13 protein-coding genes and 1 pseudogene are annotated in these 16,649 nt (G+C 68.9%); 1 reads left to right on the top strand and 13 read right to left on the bottom strand.

Going from position 1 to position 16,649, the window contains the following annotated elements; all coding sequences use genetic code 11:
• Positions 1-26 precede the first annotated feature (26 nt).
• Entirely contained in the window at positions 27-1,265 is a 1,239-nt protein-coding gene (locus K2Z83_RS08120; protein ID WP_370650101.1) for a PAS domain S-box protein, read from the top strand.
• 62 nt (positions 1,266-1,327) lie between these two features.
• On the opposite strand, the gene K2Z83_RS08115 is transcribed toward K2Z83_RS08120, so the two are convergent.
• From K2Z83_RS08115 to murF, 13 genes and pseudogenes are all read right to left on the bottom strand, one after another.
• Positions 1,328-2,188 carry a fumarylacetoacetate hydrolase family protein gene (locus K2Z83_RS08115; protein ID WP_220594672.1) on the bottom strand — a complete coding sequence of 287 codons (861 nt, stop codon included), beginning with the start codon at positions 2,186-2,188 and terminating at the stop codon, positions 1,328-1,330.
• 125 nt (positions 2,189-2,313) lie between these two features.
• The gene (locus tag K2Z83_RS08110) at positions 2,314-3,375 is read right to left on the bottom strand and encodes a site-2 protease family protein (protein ID WP_255603556.1); all 1,062 of its coding nucleotides are present in this window, start codon (positions 3,373-3,375) and stop codon (positions 2,314-2,316) included.
• Between the two features lie 13 nt (positions 3,376-3,388).
• Positions 3,389-4,633, bottom strand: a pseudogene (gene ftsA, locus K2Z83_RS08105) (cell division protein FtsA); the annotation flags it as partial.
• An 89-nt stretch (positions 4,634-4,722) separates the two neighbouring features.
• A complete protein-coding gene (locus K2Z83_RS08100; RefSeq protein WP_220594670.1) occupies positions 4,723-5,433 on the bottom strand; it encodes a cell division protein FtsQ/DivIB in 711 nt (236 codons plus the stop codon).
• A 91-nt stretch (positions 5,434-5,524) separates the two neighbouring features.
• Positions 5,525-6,640, bottom strand: a complete 1,116-nt coding sequence (locus K2Z83_RS08095) for a D-alanine--D-alanine ligase family protein (protein WP_220594669.1) — start codon at positions 6,638-6,640, stop codon at positions 5,525-5,527.
• Positions 6,637-7,542, bottom strand: a complete 906-nt coding sequence (gene murB, locus K2Z83_RS08090; RefSeq protein ID WP_220594668.1) for a UDP-N-acetylmuramate dehydrogenase — start codon at positions 7,540-7,542, stop codon at positions 6,637-6,639. Before murB ends, K2Z83_RS08095 begins: the two co-directional genes overlap by 4 nt.
• Before the next feature lie 90 nt (positions 7,543-7,632).
• Positions 7,633-9,051, bottom strand: a complete 1,419-nt coding sequence (gene murC / locus K2Z83_RS08085; RefSeq protein WP_220594667.1) for a UDP-N-acetylmuramate--L-alanine ligase — start codon at positions 9,049-9,051, stop codon at positions 7,633-7,635.
• Between the two features lie 118 nt (positions 9,052-9,169).
• Positions 9,170-9,817 carry a hypothetical protein gene (locus tag K2Z83_RS08080; RefSeq protein WP_220594666.1) on the bottom strand — a complete coding sequence of 216 codons (648 nt, stop codon included), beginning with the start codon at positions 9,815-9,817 and terminating at the stop codon, positions 9,170-9,172.
• Positions 9,814-11,100 (bottom strand): glycosyltransferase, encoded by a 1,287-nt coding sequence (locus K2Z83_RS08075; RefSeq protein WP_220594744.1) that lies wholly within the window; start codon positions 11,098-11,100, stop codon positions 9,814-9,816. The genes K2Z83_RS08080 and K2Z83_RS08075 overlap by 4 nt, the downstream gene beginning before the upstream one ends.
• Positions 10,985-12,253, bottom strand: a complete 1,269-nt coding sequence (ftsW, locus tag K2Z83_RS08070; RefSeq protein WP_220594665.1) for a putative lipid II flippase FtsW — start codon at positions 12,251-12,253, stop codon at positions 10,985-10,987. Before ftsW ends, K2Z83_RS08075 begins: the two co-directional genes overlap by 116 nt.
• Before the next feature lie 78 nt (positions 12,254-12,331).
• A complete protein-coding gene (murD, locus tag K2Z83_RS08065) occupies positions 12,332-13,870 on the bottom strand; it encodes a UDP-N-acetylmuramoyl-L-alanine--D-glutamate ligase (RefSeq protein ID WP_220594664.1) in 1,539 nt (512 codons plus the stop codon).
• Between the two features lie 89 nt (positions 13,871-13,959).
• The gene (gene mraY, locus K2Z83_RS08060; protein WP_255603553.1) at positions 13,960-15,063 is read right to left on the bottom strand and encodes a phospho-N-acetylmuramoyl-pentapeptide-transferase; all 1,104 of its coding nucleotides are present in this window, start codon (positions 15,061-15,063) and stop codon (positions 13,960-13,962) included.
• Positions 15,064-16,491 (bottom strand): UDP-N-acetylmuramoyl-tripeptide--D-alanyl-D-alanine ligase, encoded by a 1,428-nt coding sequence (gene murF, locus K2Z83_RS08055; protein WP_255603551.1) that lies wholly within the window; start codon positions 16,489-16,491, stop codon positions 15,064-15,066.
• Positions 16,492-16,649 lie beyond the last annotated feature (158 nt).

Raw genomic sequence — 16,649 nt, 5'->3', positions numbered from 1 at the left:
AAAGAAACGCGCGAGAGGGTCTACCTGTGACGACGCCACTTTCAGACGAGATCACATTCTTCCAGCAGGATCTGGCCGGGCGGCGGGTGGAGCTCGTGTCGGTCATCGGCGCCGAGATCGCCCGCAGCACAACAAGCTTCGCCCAGCTCCCCGTCGAGCGGCGCGGGCGCATAGCTGGCGCCCTCGTCGATGCGCTGCTTGAGGCTCTCGCGACGTCGCGGCCCGCCGCGATGCGGACGCTGCTCGACTCCAACCTACTGCCCGCCGACCGCTCGTTCGCCGACACGCAGGAGATCTTCGGACTCACCAGGCGAGCGACGCTGAACCAGCTCCGCCCGCTGTTCGCGGAGTACCCCGAGGCCGGGGTGACGTTCGTGGATCGGCTGAGCGAGCTGCTCGGCGCCGCCCGCGAGGCCGAGGTGAACTGGCAGATTGAGAACGCCCAGCGCCGCGCTGACGCCCAGGCCGCCGAGCTGCGGGCCGCCCTGTACCGCATGGAGCAGAGCTTCGCGACCTCGCCCCTGGCAAACATTGAGGCCGACAACCATGGCATCATCACCCGCTGGAACCGCGCCGCCGAGCGAATCTTCGGCTGGGGCGCCGCCGAGGCGATCGGCCGCAACGCGATCGAGCTGCTGGTGCCTAACCTGGCCCGCGAGCAGGTCGAGCAGGTGGTCGGCGCCCTGCTGAGCGGCAACGCCAACAACAGCCGCAACGAGAACACGACCAAGAGCGGCCGGATGATCACCTGCCAGTGGTACAACGCCGTGCTCTACAACACCGACGGCAGCGTGGCCGGCTGGCTCTCGCAGACCGAGGACATCACCGAGCAGCTACAGGCCGAGCAGGAGCGCGTGGCCCTCCAGGAGCAGGTGATCGAGGCCCAGCAGGCGACCCTGCGCGAGCTGAGCACGCCGATCATCCCGATCGGCGACGGCGCCGTGGCCATGCCCCTGATCGGCAACATCGACAGCATGCGCGCCCAGCTGGTGATCGAGACGCTGCTGGAGGGCGTGGCCACCAGCCGCGCCAGGATCGCCATCCTCGATATCACCGGCGTGCAGGTGGTGGACACCCAGGTGGCCAACGCCCTGCTGCGCGCCGCCCAGGCCGTCAAGCTGCTCGGAGCCCAGGTGATCATCACCGGCATCCGCCCCGAGGTCGCCCAGACCCTGGTGGGCCTCGGGCTCGATCTCAGCAGCATCCGCACCCTCTCCACCCTCCAGTCCGGCATCGCCTACGCCCTCGCCGCCGGGCGGCGGTAGGGTAAGGGCGCAGCAGCGCGGCGCTGCTGCGCCCTTACGGCGCTGGCCAGATCTCGCAGGCGCTAGACTACAGTATTGCGCAGCACCCCGATCCCATCCACCTCGGCCTCCATCACATCGCCCGACTTCAGCCAGAGCTGCGGCGTCATGCCCATGCCGACGCCCGAGGGCGTGCCGGTGGCGATGATATCGCCGGGCGCCAGGGTCATGCCCTTACTCAGCGTGGCGATGATCGTCGGAATGTCGAAGATCATATCGCCCGTGCTCGACTCCTGCATCGTCTGGCCGTTCAGGCGCAGCCGCAGCCCCAGGGCGTGCGGGTCGGGGATCTCGTCGGCGGTGACGATCCACGGCCCCATGGGTGCGCTGCCCTCCAGGCTCTTGCTGAAGAAGAACTGCTGGTGCTTGTTCTGCAGGTCGCGCGCGGACACATCGTTGAGGATGGTGTAGCCGAAGATCGCGCCGAGGGCGTCTGCGGGGGCCACGTTGTGCGCCGCGCCGCCGATGATGAAGGCCAGCTCGACCTCCCAGTCGCGCTTCGAGGAGATCTCGGGCAGCAGGGGGATGCTGGCGCCGGGGTGGTTGATCGCCGAGGGCGACTTGGTGAAGAAGACGGGGTACTCGGGCAGCACCTCGGGCAGCCCCTTGGCCCGCATCGACTCGATGGCGTGGGCGGCGTAGTTCATACCCAGGCAGATGATGTTCTGGCGCGGACGCGGGATGGGCGCCAGCAGGGTGACGCTGTCCAGGGGCGTGCCGCCATCGGCTGCGGCGACGCGGGCGCGGGCCGCCTCCAGGGCCTGCGGGCCGGCCGCGATCAGGGCGAGCATATCCGGGGCGATGTCGCTCAGGTCGATCACCAGGTGGTTGTGGACCGCGCCGACCCGCTCGACCGCGCCGTCGAGGTACGTTACCAGCCGCATAGGGGTTCCTTTCTTCGCTGAATAGTTGTGTGCCCGCTATTCTATCAGAATTGCAGATTGTAGATTGCAGATTGCAGATTTGGCCGGCCAATCTGCAATCTGCAATCTACAATCTGCAATTCGGATCAGGGCGCGCCGATCGTGATCGGCACCGGGGTGAAGACCAGGACGAAGACGATCAGGCCGGCGATGGCGAGCAGCCGCCAGCGCCCATCAAGCGGCGTGACCTCATTGCGCAGGGGCGCGCGGGCCCGGCCGAGCAGGGCCACCAGCACCGCCCAGAGGAACCAGCCGCTCCAGATAAAGCCCATGGCCAGCAGCAGCACGGCGATGATCATGCTGGCGATCTGGGCCGCCCGCGGCCCGAACAGCGAGAAGAAGATGTGCCCGCCGTCGAGCTGCCCGGCCGGGATGAGGTTCAGGCCGGTGACGAGCAGCCCCGCCCAGCCGGCCATGGCCACCGGGTGCAGGAAGACATCCTCGCCGCCGCCGGGCAGCACCCGCCCGAAGACGAGCAGCTTGGCGGCGGCGTAGATCAGCGAGTTGCCCTCGGTGAAGTAGACCTGGCCGGGCATGGCCTGGCGCATCTCGGCCAGGCTGTGGACCTCCGAGAGGCTGAGGCCGATCAGCAGCACCGGGATGGTGACGGCCAGGCCGGCCAGGGGGCCGGCGATGGCGATGGCCAGCAGCGTGCGCCGGTTGGGCACCGGCTCCTTGATCGAGATGAAGGCGCCCATCGTGCCGAGGATGCCGACCGGCGGAGGCAGCGGGATGAAGAACGGGTAGCTCACCGCCACGCCGGCCCGCCTGGCCACGATGTAGTGGCCGAGCTCGTGGGCCAGCAGGATGCCGAGCAGGGCCGCGCTGTACGAGAGCCCGTAGCCCCAGTTGAAGACCGCCTGGCCGTCCACCAGGTCCTGGCCGCCGACGGCGATGGTGGAGACGATGGTCAGGGCGAAGAGCAGCAGGGCCACCCAGAGCCGCGAGGGGGCGGGGCTGAACACGCCCGGCAGCGCCTCCAGGGCCACGCCCCGGCGATCCTCCTGGAGCAGCGCGGTGAAGCCCAGGTTCCGAAAGTGTGGCGCCACCACATCGTGGGCGGCCTGGGCCTCCATGCGCAGCCGCCCGATGAAGCGCGGCGCCGCCCGCTTGCCGCGCTGGTCGATCTGCACATCGTCGATATCCATCACCAGAGCCGCCAAGAAACTCCCGCATCCACCCCTTGAAGCGCTCGTAGACATTCCCCCAGCCCTGCCGCTCATCCGAGCGGTGGCTTGTCCCAAGCATCGAGAGCCCGTGGCGAGCCCCCCAGCGCAGCAGCCCCACGCCGGTCGCGTAGGACGGGCTATCCAGCGAGTCGGCCAGCCCGGTCAGGTTGCCCGGGACGCCGATCCGCACCGGCATGCCCAGCATCTCGCGCACCAGGTCGTCGAAGCCGCTCAGCTGAGCCGCCCCGCCCGTCAGCACGATCCCGGCGGGCAGCATACCCTCGTAGCCGCTGCGCTTGATCTCGTTATAGATAAGCTCGACCACCTGCTCGGCGCGGGCCTGGATGATCTCGTTGAGCAGGTGGCGGCTGATTTGTTGCTTCTCGCCCACGGTCAGGCTCTCGGCGTCGATCAGGTCCGACGCGTCATCGTCGGCGGGCGGGTCGCCGGCGATCGCCGATCCGTACTTCAGCTTGAGGTACTCTGCGGTGTTGTGGGGCGTGTGCAGGACGTACACGATGTCGTTGGTGAAATGGGTGCCGCCCACCGGCAGCACGCTCGTGTGCCAGACGCCGCCCTGCACAAAGATCGCCATGTCGGTGGTGCCGCCGCCCATGTCCACCAGCATCACCCCGCGGTCCTTATCCTCGGCCGTCAGCACCGCCTCGCCCGAGGCCAGCGGCTGGAGCACCAGGTCATCGATCTCGACGCCGGCCTTCTGCACGCTCTTGATCAGGTTCTGGATGGCCATCACCTCGCCGGTGACAATGTGGGTCTCCACCTCCAGGCGGAAGCCGCTCATGCCGATCGGATCGCGGATGCCCTCGTGGCCGTCCACCACATAAGCCCGCGGGATGACGTGGATGATCTCGCGCTGGGTCGGGATGGCCACCGCCTGGGCCGACTCGACCGCCCGGGCCACGTCATTACGGGTGATCTCGTGATCGGGGCGCTGCACCGCCACCACGCCCCGGCTGTTGAGCGAGGAGATGTGCCGGCCCGCGACCCCCACGAAGGCCGTGCCGATGCGGTAGCCGCTCAGCCGCTCGGCCTTCTCGACGCTGGTGGCGATCGCATTCACGGCGTCATCGATGTTGACCACCACGCCCTTATCAAGCCCCTTGCTCGGCGTAAGGCCGACCCCGAGGATATTCATGCTGCCCGAGTCCGAGACCTGGGCGACAATCGTGCAGACCTTCGTGGTCCCGACATCAATTCCGACGATGGTACGCTGCATTGGCTTCTCTTCCGATTGCAGATTGCAGATTGCAGATTGCAGATCGGTCTCAAAATAATCTGCAATCTACAATCTACAATCTGCAATTTTTAGGGCTGGCTCGCCGCCTGCGGCTGATTCTGATAAAACGGGTTCGATGAGCGGAGGTCGAGGTAGGTGAACTGAGTCTGGTCCCGCAGGAGCGCGCGAAAGATCGCGAGCTTCTGATCAAGCTGCTTGCTCTGGCCGAAGACGATCGTCTGGCCGGCCTGTGAGCGCACATAGACGCCGATGCCAAAGTCCCAGCCGATCTGGGCCGGCGCGAACGAGAGCTCGGCCGGCAGGCGCAGGGCCAGGGCGCGGGTGAGGCCCAGGGCGTCGGGGTCGATCTGATCGCCCGGCTTCAGCTCGGCGTTCGACTTGTCGATAACGACAAGAACGTCGGCAGAGGCCGGCTCTTGCGCAGCGGCGAGCACCTGGCCCCGCCCATCGACGAGATACTGCACGCCGCCAGCCTGCCAGCGCACCTCGGGCCGCCGTTCGACCACCGTGATGGTGGCCTGGTCGGGAAGAGCAAAGCGCACCTGGGCCGACTCGACATAGGGGTTCGTCCGCAGCCGCGCCTCGGCCGCCGCCGCGCCGACGAACCAGATCGGCCGGCCGAGGATGCCCGCCTCGGCGATCACCTGATCGGCCTTGAGCGCGCTGGCCCCCGCCACCGTCACCCGCTGGATGCTGTAGCGCCCGCTGGTGAGCAGGTAGCCCAGCGCCCCCACGCTGGCCAGGAAGATCAGCAGGCTCAGCAGCCTGCCGCTCGCCATCCAGGCAAGAGTCGTTCGCCGCGAGTCGGGTCGCACCTGCGACCCGCCGGCGGCCGGGCGGCCCTGGCGCGCTGCGCCCTTACATTCCGCATCATGAGGTTTTCCGCTCCAGCGCCAGGTCGATCAGGCGGTCGAGCAGGTCGGGGTAGGCCAGCCCGCTGGCGGCCCACATCTTGGCGTACATGCTGATCGGCGTGAAGCCGGGCATGGTGTTGACCTCATTGATCCAGAGCTCGCCGGTCTCTTTGTCGAGCAGGAAGTCGACGCGGGCCAGGCCGGCGCCGTCGATGGACTGGAAGGCGCGGGCGGCCAGCTCGCCCACCCGCCCGGCCAGGTCGGCGTCGATCGGGGCGGGGATGTGGATGGCAGACTGGCCGTCGATATACTTGGCGTTATAGTCGTACCACTCGCCCGAGGGCACCACCTCGCCGGGGACACTGGACTCGGGCGTCTCGTTGCCCAGCACGCTGATCTCGATCTCACGGGCCGGGACGCCCTGCTCGACCACGATCCGCCGGTCGTAGCGGGCGGCCTCGGCGATCGCCAGCTCCAGGCCGGCGCGGTCCTTGGCCTTGCCCACGCCCACACTGCTGCCCATGTTGGCCGGCTTGACAAAGACCGGGTAGCGCAGCGCGCCCTCGACGGCGGCGTAGGCGGCCTGCGGGTCGCGCTGCCAGTCGGCGCGGCGCAGCAGCAGCCAGGGCAGCAGGGGCAGGCCGGCGGCGGCGAAGGCCGCCTTCATCAGCGCCTTGTCCATGCCCACGGCGCTGGCGGCCACCCCGCAGCCCACGTAGGGCGCGCCGGCAAGCTCCAGGAGCCCCTGCACGGTGCCGTCCTCGCCCATGGGGCCGTGGAGCACCGGGAAGACCACATCGACGCCTGGGGGCAGCAGGCGGGCCACGCTGGGCACGCCGGGGAGGCTGTGCTGGGACAGCCGGGTCACCTCGTCCTCGGCCTCGTCCAGGTGCTCCTCGGGGTAGTGCGGCCCCGCCCCCGCGCCCGCCGGCAGGCGGGCCTGGTCGGCGGCGGCCAGCAGGGCCGACATGGCCCCCGGCCCGACCAGCCAGCGCCCATCCTTGGCGATGCCAACCGGGAGGACGGTGTACTTCTCCGGGCTCAGGGCGGCGATCACCGCCTGGGCCGAGGCCAGCGAGACCTCGTGCTCGCCGCTCTGGCCGCCAAAGAGAACTGCGACTGTCTTTTTCATATCACCCTCACCTCAAGCTCCAGGTCAACGCCAAACTGGCTACGCACCGCCTCGTGGGCTGTGGCGATCAGGCCAAGGATGTCCTCGCCCGATGCGCCGCCGAGGTTGACAATGTAGTTCGCGTGGCGCTGGCTGATCTCCGCGCCGCCGATGCGCCGGCCCTTCAGCCCGGCCCGCTCGATCAGCTGGCCGGCGCTCTGGCCGGGCGGGTTCTGAAACACGCTGCCGCAGGAACTGCCGACCGGCGTCTTCCCCTTGCGCTGGGCCGCGATGCCGGCCATGGCGGCCGCCAGCTCGGCCGGGTCGCCCCGCCGGAGCCGCAGGCTGGCCGCCAGGATGAGCGGCGGCGCGCCGGATGCGGGCGCGGCGGCCCCCTTCAGGGCGCTGCTCCGGTAGCCGTAGGCCATCCGCTCGGCGGGCCACTCCTCCACCACATCGCCGACCAGCATCTCGACCCGCTCCAGCAGGCCGGCGATATCGCCGCCATAGCAACCGGCGTTCCCGAAGACCGCGCCGCCGACCGTGCCGGGCACGCCCTCGGCCCACTCCAGCCCGGCCCAGCCCATCGCTCCCATACGGCGGGCGGTTCCGGCCATCGGCGCGCCGGCCTCGGCCCGCAGGGTGGCCATCTCTCCCTGCTCCGCGATCTGCCAGGCCTGGGCGCGGTAGCGGGCCACCAGCCCGGGGAATCCGGCGTCGCGCACCAGCAGGTTCGTGCCGCCGCCCACCCAGATCAGCTCCAGGCCGGCAGCGCCAGCCCATGCCGCCAGCGCGCGGGCCTCGTCGGCGCTCTGCACCTCGGCGTAGTAGCGCGCCGGCCCGCCGGCACGCCACGAGGTGTGGCGGGCCATCGGCTCGTGCTCGGCTAGGGGTATCGGTGGTGCGGGATATGTTGTGATCATAGTCATATATCGTGCGCCCCGTAGGGCCGAAGCATCTGGCCCTGATTCAATTGCTTAAAGCTTGTGGTATGAGGGCCAGATGCTTCGGCCCTACATATGGCCCACATCCCCCAAATGCCTCAACAGCTCCGTCCCCACCGCATCCCCATCGCCCGCGCCGAAGGTGATCACCACGTCGCCGGGCCGGGCCAGGCCGATCAGGGCGGCGGCGCTGGCCGCCACATCCCCGCTGTGGCGGGCGTCCGCCCCGCCGACGGCGATCCGCCCGGCCAGGGTTTGCGCCAGGGCCGCCGGGTCGCCCTGCTCGCGGGCGGCGTAGATGTCCCCCACCAGCAAGATATCGGCCCCGGCGCAAGCGTCGGGCCACTGGTCGAGCAGGGCCTCGGTGCGGCTGAAGGTGTGCGGCTGTAGGTAGGCGACGATCCGCCGGCCGGGGTAGCGCATGCGCGCCGCCGCCAGGGTGGCCCGCACCTCGGTGGGGTGGTGGCCGTAGTCGTCGATCACCGTCACCCCGCCGGCATCGCCCTTCAGCTCGAAGCGCCGCGCGGTGCCCTGGAATGTCGCCAGGGCGGCCGCCGCGCCGGCCATGTCAGCCCTGAGCAATGCGACCACGGCCAGGGTGGCCAGCGCGTTGCGCACATTGTGCGCGCCCGGCAGGGCCAGCTCCAGGACGCCGACCCGGCGCTGGCCCATGCGCCGCCGATCGAACTGCCAGAGGTCGAAGCTCACCCCGCCAGCCGGCGTGCCCGCCACCCCGCTGGCCGTCCAGTCGAGCGGGGCCAGCCTGCAGGAGATCGGGTCGGTCGCCAGGCGCTCCTCGATGCCGTAGAAGACCGCGCCGGGGGCAGATAGCCGGCCCACACCCTCGTCATCGCCGCAGAGCACCAGCTGGCCGGGGGCCGACACGAGCGCGGCGAACTCGGCGAAGGCCGCGTCATACGCCTCCGCGCTCGGGTAGATATCCGGGTGGTCCCACTCGATATTCGTGATCACCGCCAGGGCCGGGCTCAGGCTGAGGAAGGCCCGGTCATACTCATCGGCCTCGATCACCAGCGGCGCGTCAGGGTCGCCCCAGGCCGCGTTGCCGCCCAAGTCGTGTACCTCGGAGCCGATCAAGAAGCCGGGGTTCATCCCGGCTCCGCGCAGCGCCACCGCGATCATCGCGCTTGTCGTCGTCTTGCCGTGCGTGCCGGCCACAGCCACCACCCGCCGTTGCCGCGACCAGTCGCGCCAGAGGTCGCCGCGCTTAAGGATGGGGATGCCCAGCTCGCGCGCCGCCGCCAGCTCGGGGTGGTCGGGCCGCACGGCCGCCGTGGCCACCAGGGCGTCGGCCCCGTCCACGTGCGCGGGGCTATGGCCAACGTGCAGCGTCGCCCCGCGCGCGGCCAGGGCCGCCGTGAGCCGGTTATGTGCCAGGTCCGACCCGCTCACGCGGTGGCCCTGGTCGAGCAGTAGATTGGCGATGGCGCTCATACCGGCGCCAGCGATGCCGACAATGTGGTAGTGCATAAGCTAGGGTACAGGGTACAGGGTACAGGGTACAGGGTGGAGGAGACCGGGTGGAGGAGACCGGGTGGAAGACGAGCGATGCCCGGCCTGTCCCCTGTCACCTGTCCCCTGTCCCCTCTCAGGGCTTCCAGACCCTCGGGAAGTAGAAGACCACCAGGATGATCAAGATCAAGAAGAAGACCGCGATCAGCGACGGGAGCAGCAGGCTCACGTCGGGGAGTGTGTTCAGGATGGTGGCGACCGGCCCGCCGAAGGTGCCCCCATTTGACTGGAAGTCGCTCCAGAAGACCACTGACGCATTCGTCCAGATCAGCGCGATCAGGCCGCCGACAAAGAGGCCGAGGGGCTTGGCCAGCGGCTCCTTCGGCGGGCCCTTCCAGGCCGCCTTGCGGTTGAAGAAGAAGCCGAACAGCACCAGGGCGATGAACGACACGACGCGGAAGAACAGCGGCACCTGGAAACCCGGCTCGATCAGCGGGTCGAGGCGCAGGGCGGCGTCCGGGTTATTGCCGATGGCGAAGGCAACCAGCCGCGGCCCGTTCTGCCAGAAGCGATTGATCAGATCAACCAGGAAGTTGCCGCCCTGCACACAGGTGATGTAGGCGATAATCGACCAGATCGCGATCGTCAGGATGTTGCGAATCCCCGCCTGGTAGCCGCCATAGGCACCGATCGCCATCAGAATCACTAGCAGCGCGAAGCCGCTCAGGCTTAGGGTGATCGCTGCCTGGGCCAGAGGCATCAACGTGAGCCACTCGTAGTTCATCTGCCAGCACTCCTTGTCGCCAGACGGCTGATCGCCTCCGCCAGATGCCGGGCCGCATCTGGCCGGGCCAGCGCCCGACTCTGCTTAGCCATGCGTTGTCGCTCGTGTTCGTTCTCTAAGAGTCGGATCACCTCGCGGGCCAGCGGCCCGTCCTGCGGCCTCCCGTCGCCGAGCATCGCGGAGTCGCCCACTTTCACCGCAGCGCCCCGGCGAACCAGGTAGTCGGCGTTCTCATCCTGATGGACGTAGGGGTAGGGCACCAGCACCGCCGGCAGACCGGCCGCCGGCAGCTCGGCCAGCGTCGAGGCACCGCTCCGACAGACCGCCAGGTCGGCCGCGCCGAATGCCTGGGTCATTGTTGGGGGTTGGGGGTTGGGGGCTGGGGGTTGGGACGCCTTACCCCCCACCCCCCAGCTCCCAACTCCAGACTCTAAGTACGGATACAGCACATACCGCGCCCTCAGCTCCGTCCCCAGCCGCCCCGCCGCCTCGCGCAGCCAGGCATCGTCGCCCTCGCGCCCGCAGACGTGGATGATCTGACAGCGCTCCAGCAGGTCGGGCAGCAGCGCCGCGACCGCCCGGTTGAGGCTGCGCGCCCCCCGACTTCCCCCGTACACCAGGGCCACCGGCAGCCCGTCGCCCAGGCCGAATGCCCGCCGACACGCCGCCCGATCCTGGCCGAACAGCTCGGCCCTCACCGGGTAGCCCGCCACGACGAACGACGAGCGATGAGCGACCGCCGTAGTGCGCAAGGGTTGGTCGTTCGTCATTGGTCGTTCGTTGGCCCGAAAGCCTAAATACGGCAACGCATCCTCCACATTCACCGCCGTCAGCGTGGCGATCCGGCTCAGGAGCTTCACGGCCAGCCCAGGGACCACATCGGGCAGGTAGATCATCGTCGGCACACCCATCAGCCTCGCGGCCAGGAACAGCGGGACACAGACATAGCCTCCGGTGCCAAGGATCGCCGCCGGGCGCAGCTCGCGGATGAGCCGCCGCGCGGCCAGGGTGCCCGCCGCCATCGTGGCGGCCCCGCGGGCCATCTGGGCTGGCCCCCGCCCGCGCAGCGCCGCCGCCGGCAGCGCCCGGAAGGGCAGGTCGCTCTCGCGGGCCACGATCGCCTCCTCCATGCCGCCAACGCTGCCGACATAGACCAGGCGGCGGCCCTCACCACCGGCGGCGAGCGCGGCGGCCACCGACAGGGCTGGGTAGACGTGTCCGCCCGTTCCCCCGCCAGACAGGAAGATTGTCGAGGATGCGGCGGGCGGGCCGCCGGCGGACAGTCGGGCCATCGCTAGTCTCCTGGGCCTGGTGCGGCGCCGTGTAGCGCGAGATATTCAGCAGGATGCCGACGCCCACCATACAGGCCATCAGCGAGCTGCTGCCGTAGGAGAGGAAGGGCAGCGTCAGCCCGGTGAACGGGATGAGCGAGGTTGTCACCGCGATATTGATCAGGGCCTGGAAGCAGACCCAGGTGGTGATGCCGACGGCGACCAGGGCGGCGAAGGGGCTCGGCGCACGCCCGGCGATCTTGTAGCCCCGGTAGGCGATCAGGGTGAAGGCCGCCACAACCGCCAGCGTGCCGATCAGGCCGAGCTCCTCGCCCACGATGGCGAAGATCGTGTCGGTGTGAGCCTGCGGCAGCCACTGAAACTTCTGCCGGCCCTGGCCGAGCCCGGCCCCGAAGATGCCGCCGCTGCCCAGAGCGTAGAGCGCGTGGATGGGCTGGAAGCCAGCCCCGTCGTAGTAGGCCCAGGGATCGAGGAAGGCCTTGATCCGCATGTTGTTGCCAAAGCCGACCACATTGATCATCAGCCAGAAGGCCACCCCGCCCAGGCCGGCCGCCCCCAGCACGTGCCAGACATTCGCCCCGGCCGCGAAGTAGACCACCCCGGCGATCACGACCAGCACCACCGTCGTGCCCAGGTCCGGCTCCAGCATCACCAGGCCGCAGACGAGGCCGAGCATCACGGCGAAGGGGATGAGCCCGTAGCTCACATTCCCCAGCTTCTCGCTGCGCCGCGAGAGCCAGTCGGCGAAGTAGATGATGATCGCCAGCTTGGTGAACTCCGTCGGCTGGATGCTGATCAGGCCGAAGACCCCGCCCTCGCCGAAGCGCAGCCAGGAGCGCGAGCCGTTGACCTGGGTCATCGAGGACGGCAGGATGAGCACCAGGAAGAGCAGGACGAGGGCCAGCGCCATCAGCTGCACCGAGTAGGTGCGCCAGAAGCTGTAGTGGATCCGCTGGGCCACCAGCAGGCCCGCTGTGCCGACGAAGGCCCCCACGATCTGCCTGAGCAGATAGTAGTACTGGTTCTCGTAGAGGGCGAAGGCCTCCACGAAGCTGGCGCTGTAGACCATCACCAGGCCGATACAGACCAGGATGCCCACCGTGGCCAGCAGCACATAGTCAGGCTTGTTTGCTCGTTCGGTCATCCGTGATACCTTCCGCGTGCAGAGTCAAACATTGAAGGCGCTGCGCCCAATCTGCAATCTGCAATCTGCAATCAGCAATCATGAGGCTGGCGGGAGCAGCAGCGCCATCGCGGCTATCGCCAGAAGCAGCGCCGCCGGATGCCCATCGGGTGCGGGATGCCCATCGGGTGCGGGATGCCCATCGGGTTGGACGGCATCATCGGATGGGATGGCGTCATCCGCCGCAAGACCATACACGATCCGGCGAAACTCCTCGCCGCGGTGGAACTCGTTGCGGAACATCCCGAAGCTCGCGCACCCCGGCGAGAGCAGCACCGTGTCCCCGGACTCGGCCATCCCCCGCGCCGACAGGATGGCCTGCTCGAAGTCGCCATATGGCCCATCGACCATCTGCAGCCTACAATCTGCAATCTGCAATCTGCAATCTGCAATTGCCTGTGTGAGCCGCGCCGTCGCGCTGCCTTTCAGCAGCACCAGCGCCTTCACCCGCCGGGCGATCGCCCTGCCTAGATCCTCGAACATCAGCTCCTTGTCGGCCCCGCCGGCGATCAGCACGATCGGCGTCTCGGTCGACTCCAGCGCGGCCAGGGCGGCGGCCGGGTTCGTCGCCGTCGTGTCGTTCACGTAGCGCACGCCATCGATCTCGGCCACCAGCTCCAGCCGGTGCTCGACCCCGGCGAAGCCGCGCAGGGCGGCGGCGATCTGCGCGGGCGCAACCCCGAAGCTGCGGGCCAGGGCGGCGGCGGCTAGTGCGTTGGCCCGGCTGTGCGCCCCCGGCAGCCGGATGTCGCCCGCCTGCGCCAGCGCCTCATCGCCCAGCAGCAAGTTGCCATCAGACGATATCCGCGCCTCGGCCTCAGCCCCCGGCACCGCGTCGTACAAGATCACCCGGCCTGAGGCTCCCTGCCGCCTGCCGACGGCCTCCTGCCGCCTCAGCACCACCACCCCATCCGCGCCCTGGTGGGCGAAGATCTGCGCCTTGGCCCTGGCGTAGGCCTCCATCGAGCCGTGCCAGTTGATATGGTCGGCCGAGAGGTTCGTGATCAGGCTGTAGCGCGGGCTCAGCCCGGCCTCGCCCAGCCGCTCAAGCTGGAAGCTGCTCAGCTCCAGCACCACCGGCGTCTGCGCGGTGATCGTCTCCAGCGCCTCCAGTGCCGAGACGCGCAGGTTCCCGGCGGCCACCGTGTCGGGGAAGGCCTCGCGGAGCATGGCGGCCAGCATCAGCGCGGTGGTGGTCTTGCCCTTGGTGCCGGTGACGCCGAGGATGGGGCCGGGGCAGGCCCGGAAGAAGAGGGTCATCTCCGTCTCGATCGGCACGCCGGCCTGGCGGCAGAGCGCCAGCCAGGGCGAGTCCGGGCGGACGGCGGGGTTGACCACGACGAGATCGCTGGAGGTAAAGTCCTCGGCGCGGTGCTCGCCGAGGGTGTAGCCGACGCTGACGCCGAGCGCGGCGGCGGCGGAGTCGAGCTGGGCGAGCGGCGCGGCCAGGGCCTCGGGCGAGGCCATATCGGTGACAGTGACGCGGGCGCCCTGGCCGAGCAGCCACCGGGCCGACCCCAGCCCGCCGCCGTGAACCCCCAGCCCCATCACCAGAATGCGCTTCCCGCGTAGATCCATATCTGGGGTGTCTGGGGTGTGAGGAAGGCTGAGCTCCCCCACACGGTAACTGTAAGGGCGCCCCTTGTGGGCGCCCACAAGGGGTGCCCTTACTGCCCTGGTTTCTCCACAATGACGATCGGCTCAGAGTCAGCCCGCTGGGTGTCCGGGCTCGGGCGGGCGAAGGTGATCGCCAGCGAGATCGCGACCATCGCGGCCACCGTGCCGATCAGCACAAAGCGCTGGGTCACCTGCACCTGGCTCCAGCCGAGCAGCTCGAAGTGGTGGTGCAGCGGCGCCATCTTGAAGATCCGCCGGCCCTCGCCGTAGCGGCGCTTCGTCCACTTGAAGTAGCCGGTCTGCAGCATGCTGGAGAGCGCCTCGACGATAAAGATCACCCCCACCACCGGCAGCAGCAGCCACTGCTGCGACTGGAGGGCCACGATCGCCAGCACCGCGCCCAGGGCCAGCGAGCCGAGGTCGCCCATAAAGACCTGGGCCGGGTGGGCGTTGTACCAGAGGAAGGCCGCGCACGCCCCCACCAGCGTGAAGCTGAAGGCCATCAGGTTCGTCAGCCGCGGCTCGGCCAGGAAGGTCATCACCCCGTAGGCCGCAAAGGCCATCGTCAGGTTCCATCCGGCCAGGCTGTCCAGCCCATCGGTGATATTTACCGCGTTGGAGATGAAGACGATGATCAGCGTGGCGATCGGGATGAACCAGACCCCGATGTTCCGCTCGCCCAGGAAGGGGATCTGCACCAGCCCGTCGTGCTCCAGGCCGAAGGGCTTGGGCAGGTAGAGCGCCAGGCTGGCGATGAAGGCCACCGCCAGCATCAGCAGAAACTTGTAGCGCACCGTGAAGCCGTAGGTCTTCGAGTTCGACTTCGTGAGCGTCATCCAGTCGTCGATGCCGCCCAGGACGGCGAAGCTGACCAGCACCGCCAGGGGCAGCAGCATCGACCAGCGGTCGACCAGGTTAAACAGCACCGTCAGCAGCACCACCGTGCTGACGATCATGACGCCGCCCATCGTCGGCGTGCCCATCTTCGTCATATGGCTCTGCGGGCCATCGATGCGGATCTGCTTGCCGAGCTTATGGCGGCGGGCGAACTTCACCCACCACCCGCCGACAAAGAGAGTCAGCACAAAGGCTGCGGCGGCCAGCAGCAGGGCGCGGGCCATATCCTGCACCAGCACCGCTCGTAGAACGTCCAATTAGTCCTCCTCCTCGGGCCGGCGCTGGAGCGCCGCGACAGCGCGCTCAAGCTCCATACCGCGCGACGCCTTGACCAGCACATAGTCGCCGGCCTGAAGCTGCGGGAGGATCGCAGCGACCCCATCCTCGCTCGTGTCGAAGGCCATGATCTGGCTCGCGGGCATCCCCGCCTCCTCGGCGGCCGCCGCGACCCACCTCGCCCGCCGGCCGACCGTGACCAGCAGCTGGGCGACCTCGGCGGCCCGCCGCCCGACCTGGCGGTGGGACTCCTCCTCGGCGGCCCCCAGCTCAAGCATATCGCCCAGGATGGCCACCCGCCGCCCATCAGTGTCGGCGAGCAGGTCCAGCGCCGCCAAGGTCGAGATCGGCGCCGCGTTGTAGGTGTCGTCGATCAGGGTCGATCCGCCGACGCCGGGCAGCACCCGCAGCCGGGGCTGGGCCTCAGGGTCGCTTAGGCCGGCGAGGATATCGTCCCAGGCCATCCCCATAATCAGGCCCACGCTGATCGCCGCCAGGGCCAGATAGACGCTGTGACGCCCGATCAGGGGCAGCCGCACCGTCACGCTCCCGCCGCCATAGTGGGCGCGCATGCTGATCCCGCCCAGGCCGTGGCCCTCCACCGCGTCGGCCCACAGGGTCGCCGTCGGCGTGAGGCCGTAGGAGAAGACCCTGGCCTTCGTATGGGCAGCCATCGCCATCACCAGCGGGTCGTCTGCGTTCAGCACCGCCCAGCCGTCCTCGGGCAGCGACTCGGGCAGCTCGCTCTTGGCGAGCTGGATGGCCTCGATGCTCTTCAGCCGCTCCAGGTGCGTGGGGCCGACATTCGTCACCAGGCCGATCTGTGGCCGGGCGAGACTCGCCAGAAAGCGGATCTCGCCCGGCGCCCACATCCCCATCTCCAGCACCGCCACCTCGTGGTCCGGCGTCAGGCGAAGCAGAGATGTGGGCAGCGTGGCCTCGCTATTAAAGCTGCGTTTACTTTTTAAGGTGCGGAACCGGCGGCTCAGGACAGCCGCCACGACCTCTTTTGTCGAGGTCTTGCCCACGCTACCGGTGATACCAACAACGGTCGGCGTGAGCTGTCGGCGATGGTAGGCGGCCAGCCGCTGCACAGACATCAGCGGGTCGTCTACTGCGATGAGAAGGCACGTTCCGGGTGCCGCATCAGCCAGGCCCTCGCCCGTCGCCGGGTCGATCAGCGCCCAGGGGCGCTCAGTCTGGGCCAGAGCCGCGCTGCGGGCCAGCACCTCGGCGCGGGAGACCAGCGCCCCCTGCGCGCCCCGTGCGATCACATCGGGGAGAAAGCGATGTCCGTCGGTGCGCTCGCCGGCCAGGGCGATGAAGAGCGTCCCCGGCTCCACCTCGCGCGAGTCGGTCACCGCCTCGCTGAAGGTCACATCCGCCCACGCGGGGGGGATATGCGGCATCTCGCGGGACCACTGTGGCTGCACACCATACAGAACATGAACCAGTCGTAACACATCGCCCTCCTGACATCCCTTCGCTGGGATGGCTGCATCTTCAGGACACAGCCGGAGGCAATTATAGCATCATCCTTTCCCGCCACCGGCGGGGGTATGGGGGA

The organism is Oscillochloris sp. ZM17-4 (assembly GCF_019599295.1).
In the GTDB taxonomy this organism is placed as follows: Bacteria; Chloroflexota; Chloroflexia; order Chloroflexales; family Chloroflexaceae; genus Oscillochloris.
This window is presented reverse-complemented; position numbering and strand designations above follow the sequence as displayed.

Coding starts and splice junctions, on each gene's coding strand:
- K2Z83_RS08115 (WP_220594672.1), bottom strand. CDS start 2,188: ATGCGGCTGGTAACGTACCTCGACGGCGCGGTCGAGCGGGTCGGCGCG.
- K2Z83_RS08110 (WP_255603556.1), bottom strand. CDS start 3,375: ATGGATATCGACGATGTGCAGATCGACCAGCGCGGCAAGCGGGCGGCG.
- K2Z83_RS08100 (WP_220594670.1), bottom strand. CDS start 5,433: ATGGCGAGCGGCAGGCTGCTGAGCCTGCTGATCTTCCTGGCCAGCGTG.
- K2Z83_RS08095 (WP_220594669.1), bottom strand. CDS start 6,640: ATGAAAAAGACAGTCGCAGTTCTCTTTGGCGGCCAGAGCGGCGAGCAC.
- murB (WP_220594668.1), bottom strand. CDS start 7,542: ATGATCACAACATATCCCGCACCACCGATACCCCTAGCCGAGCACGAG.
- murC (WP_220594667.1), bottom strand. CDS start 9,051: ATGCACTACCACATTGTCGGCATCGCTGGCGCCGGTATGAGCGCCATC.
- K2Z83_RS08080 (WP_220594666.1), bottom strand. CDS start 9,817: ATGAACTACGAGTGGCTCACGTTGATGCCTCTGGCCCAGGCAGCGATC.
- ftsW (WP_220594665.1), bottom strand. CDS start 12,253: ATGACCGAACGAGCAAACAAGCCTGACTATGTGCTGCTGGCCACGGTG.
- murD (WP_220594664.1), bottom strand. CDS start 13,870: ATGGATCTACGCGGGAAGCGCATTCTGGTGATGGGGCTGGGGGTTCAC.
- murF (WP_255603551.1), bottom strand. CDS start 16,491: ATGCCGCATATCCCCCCCGCGTGGGCGGATGTGACCTTCAGCGAGGCG.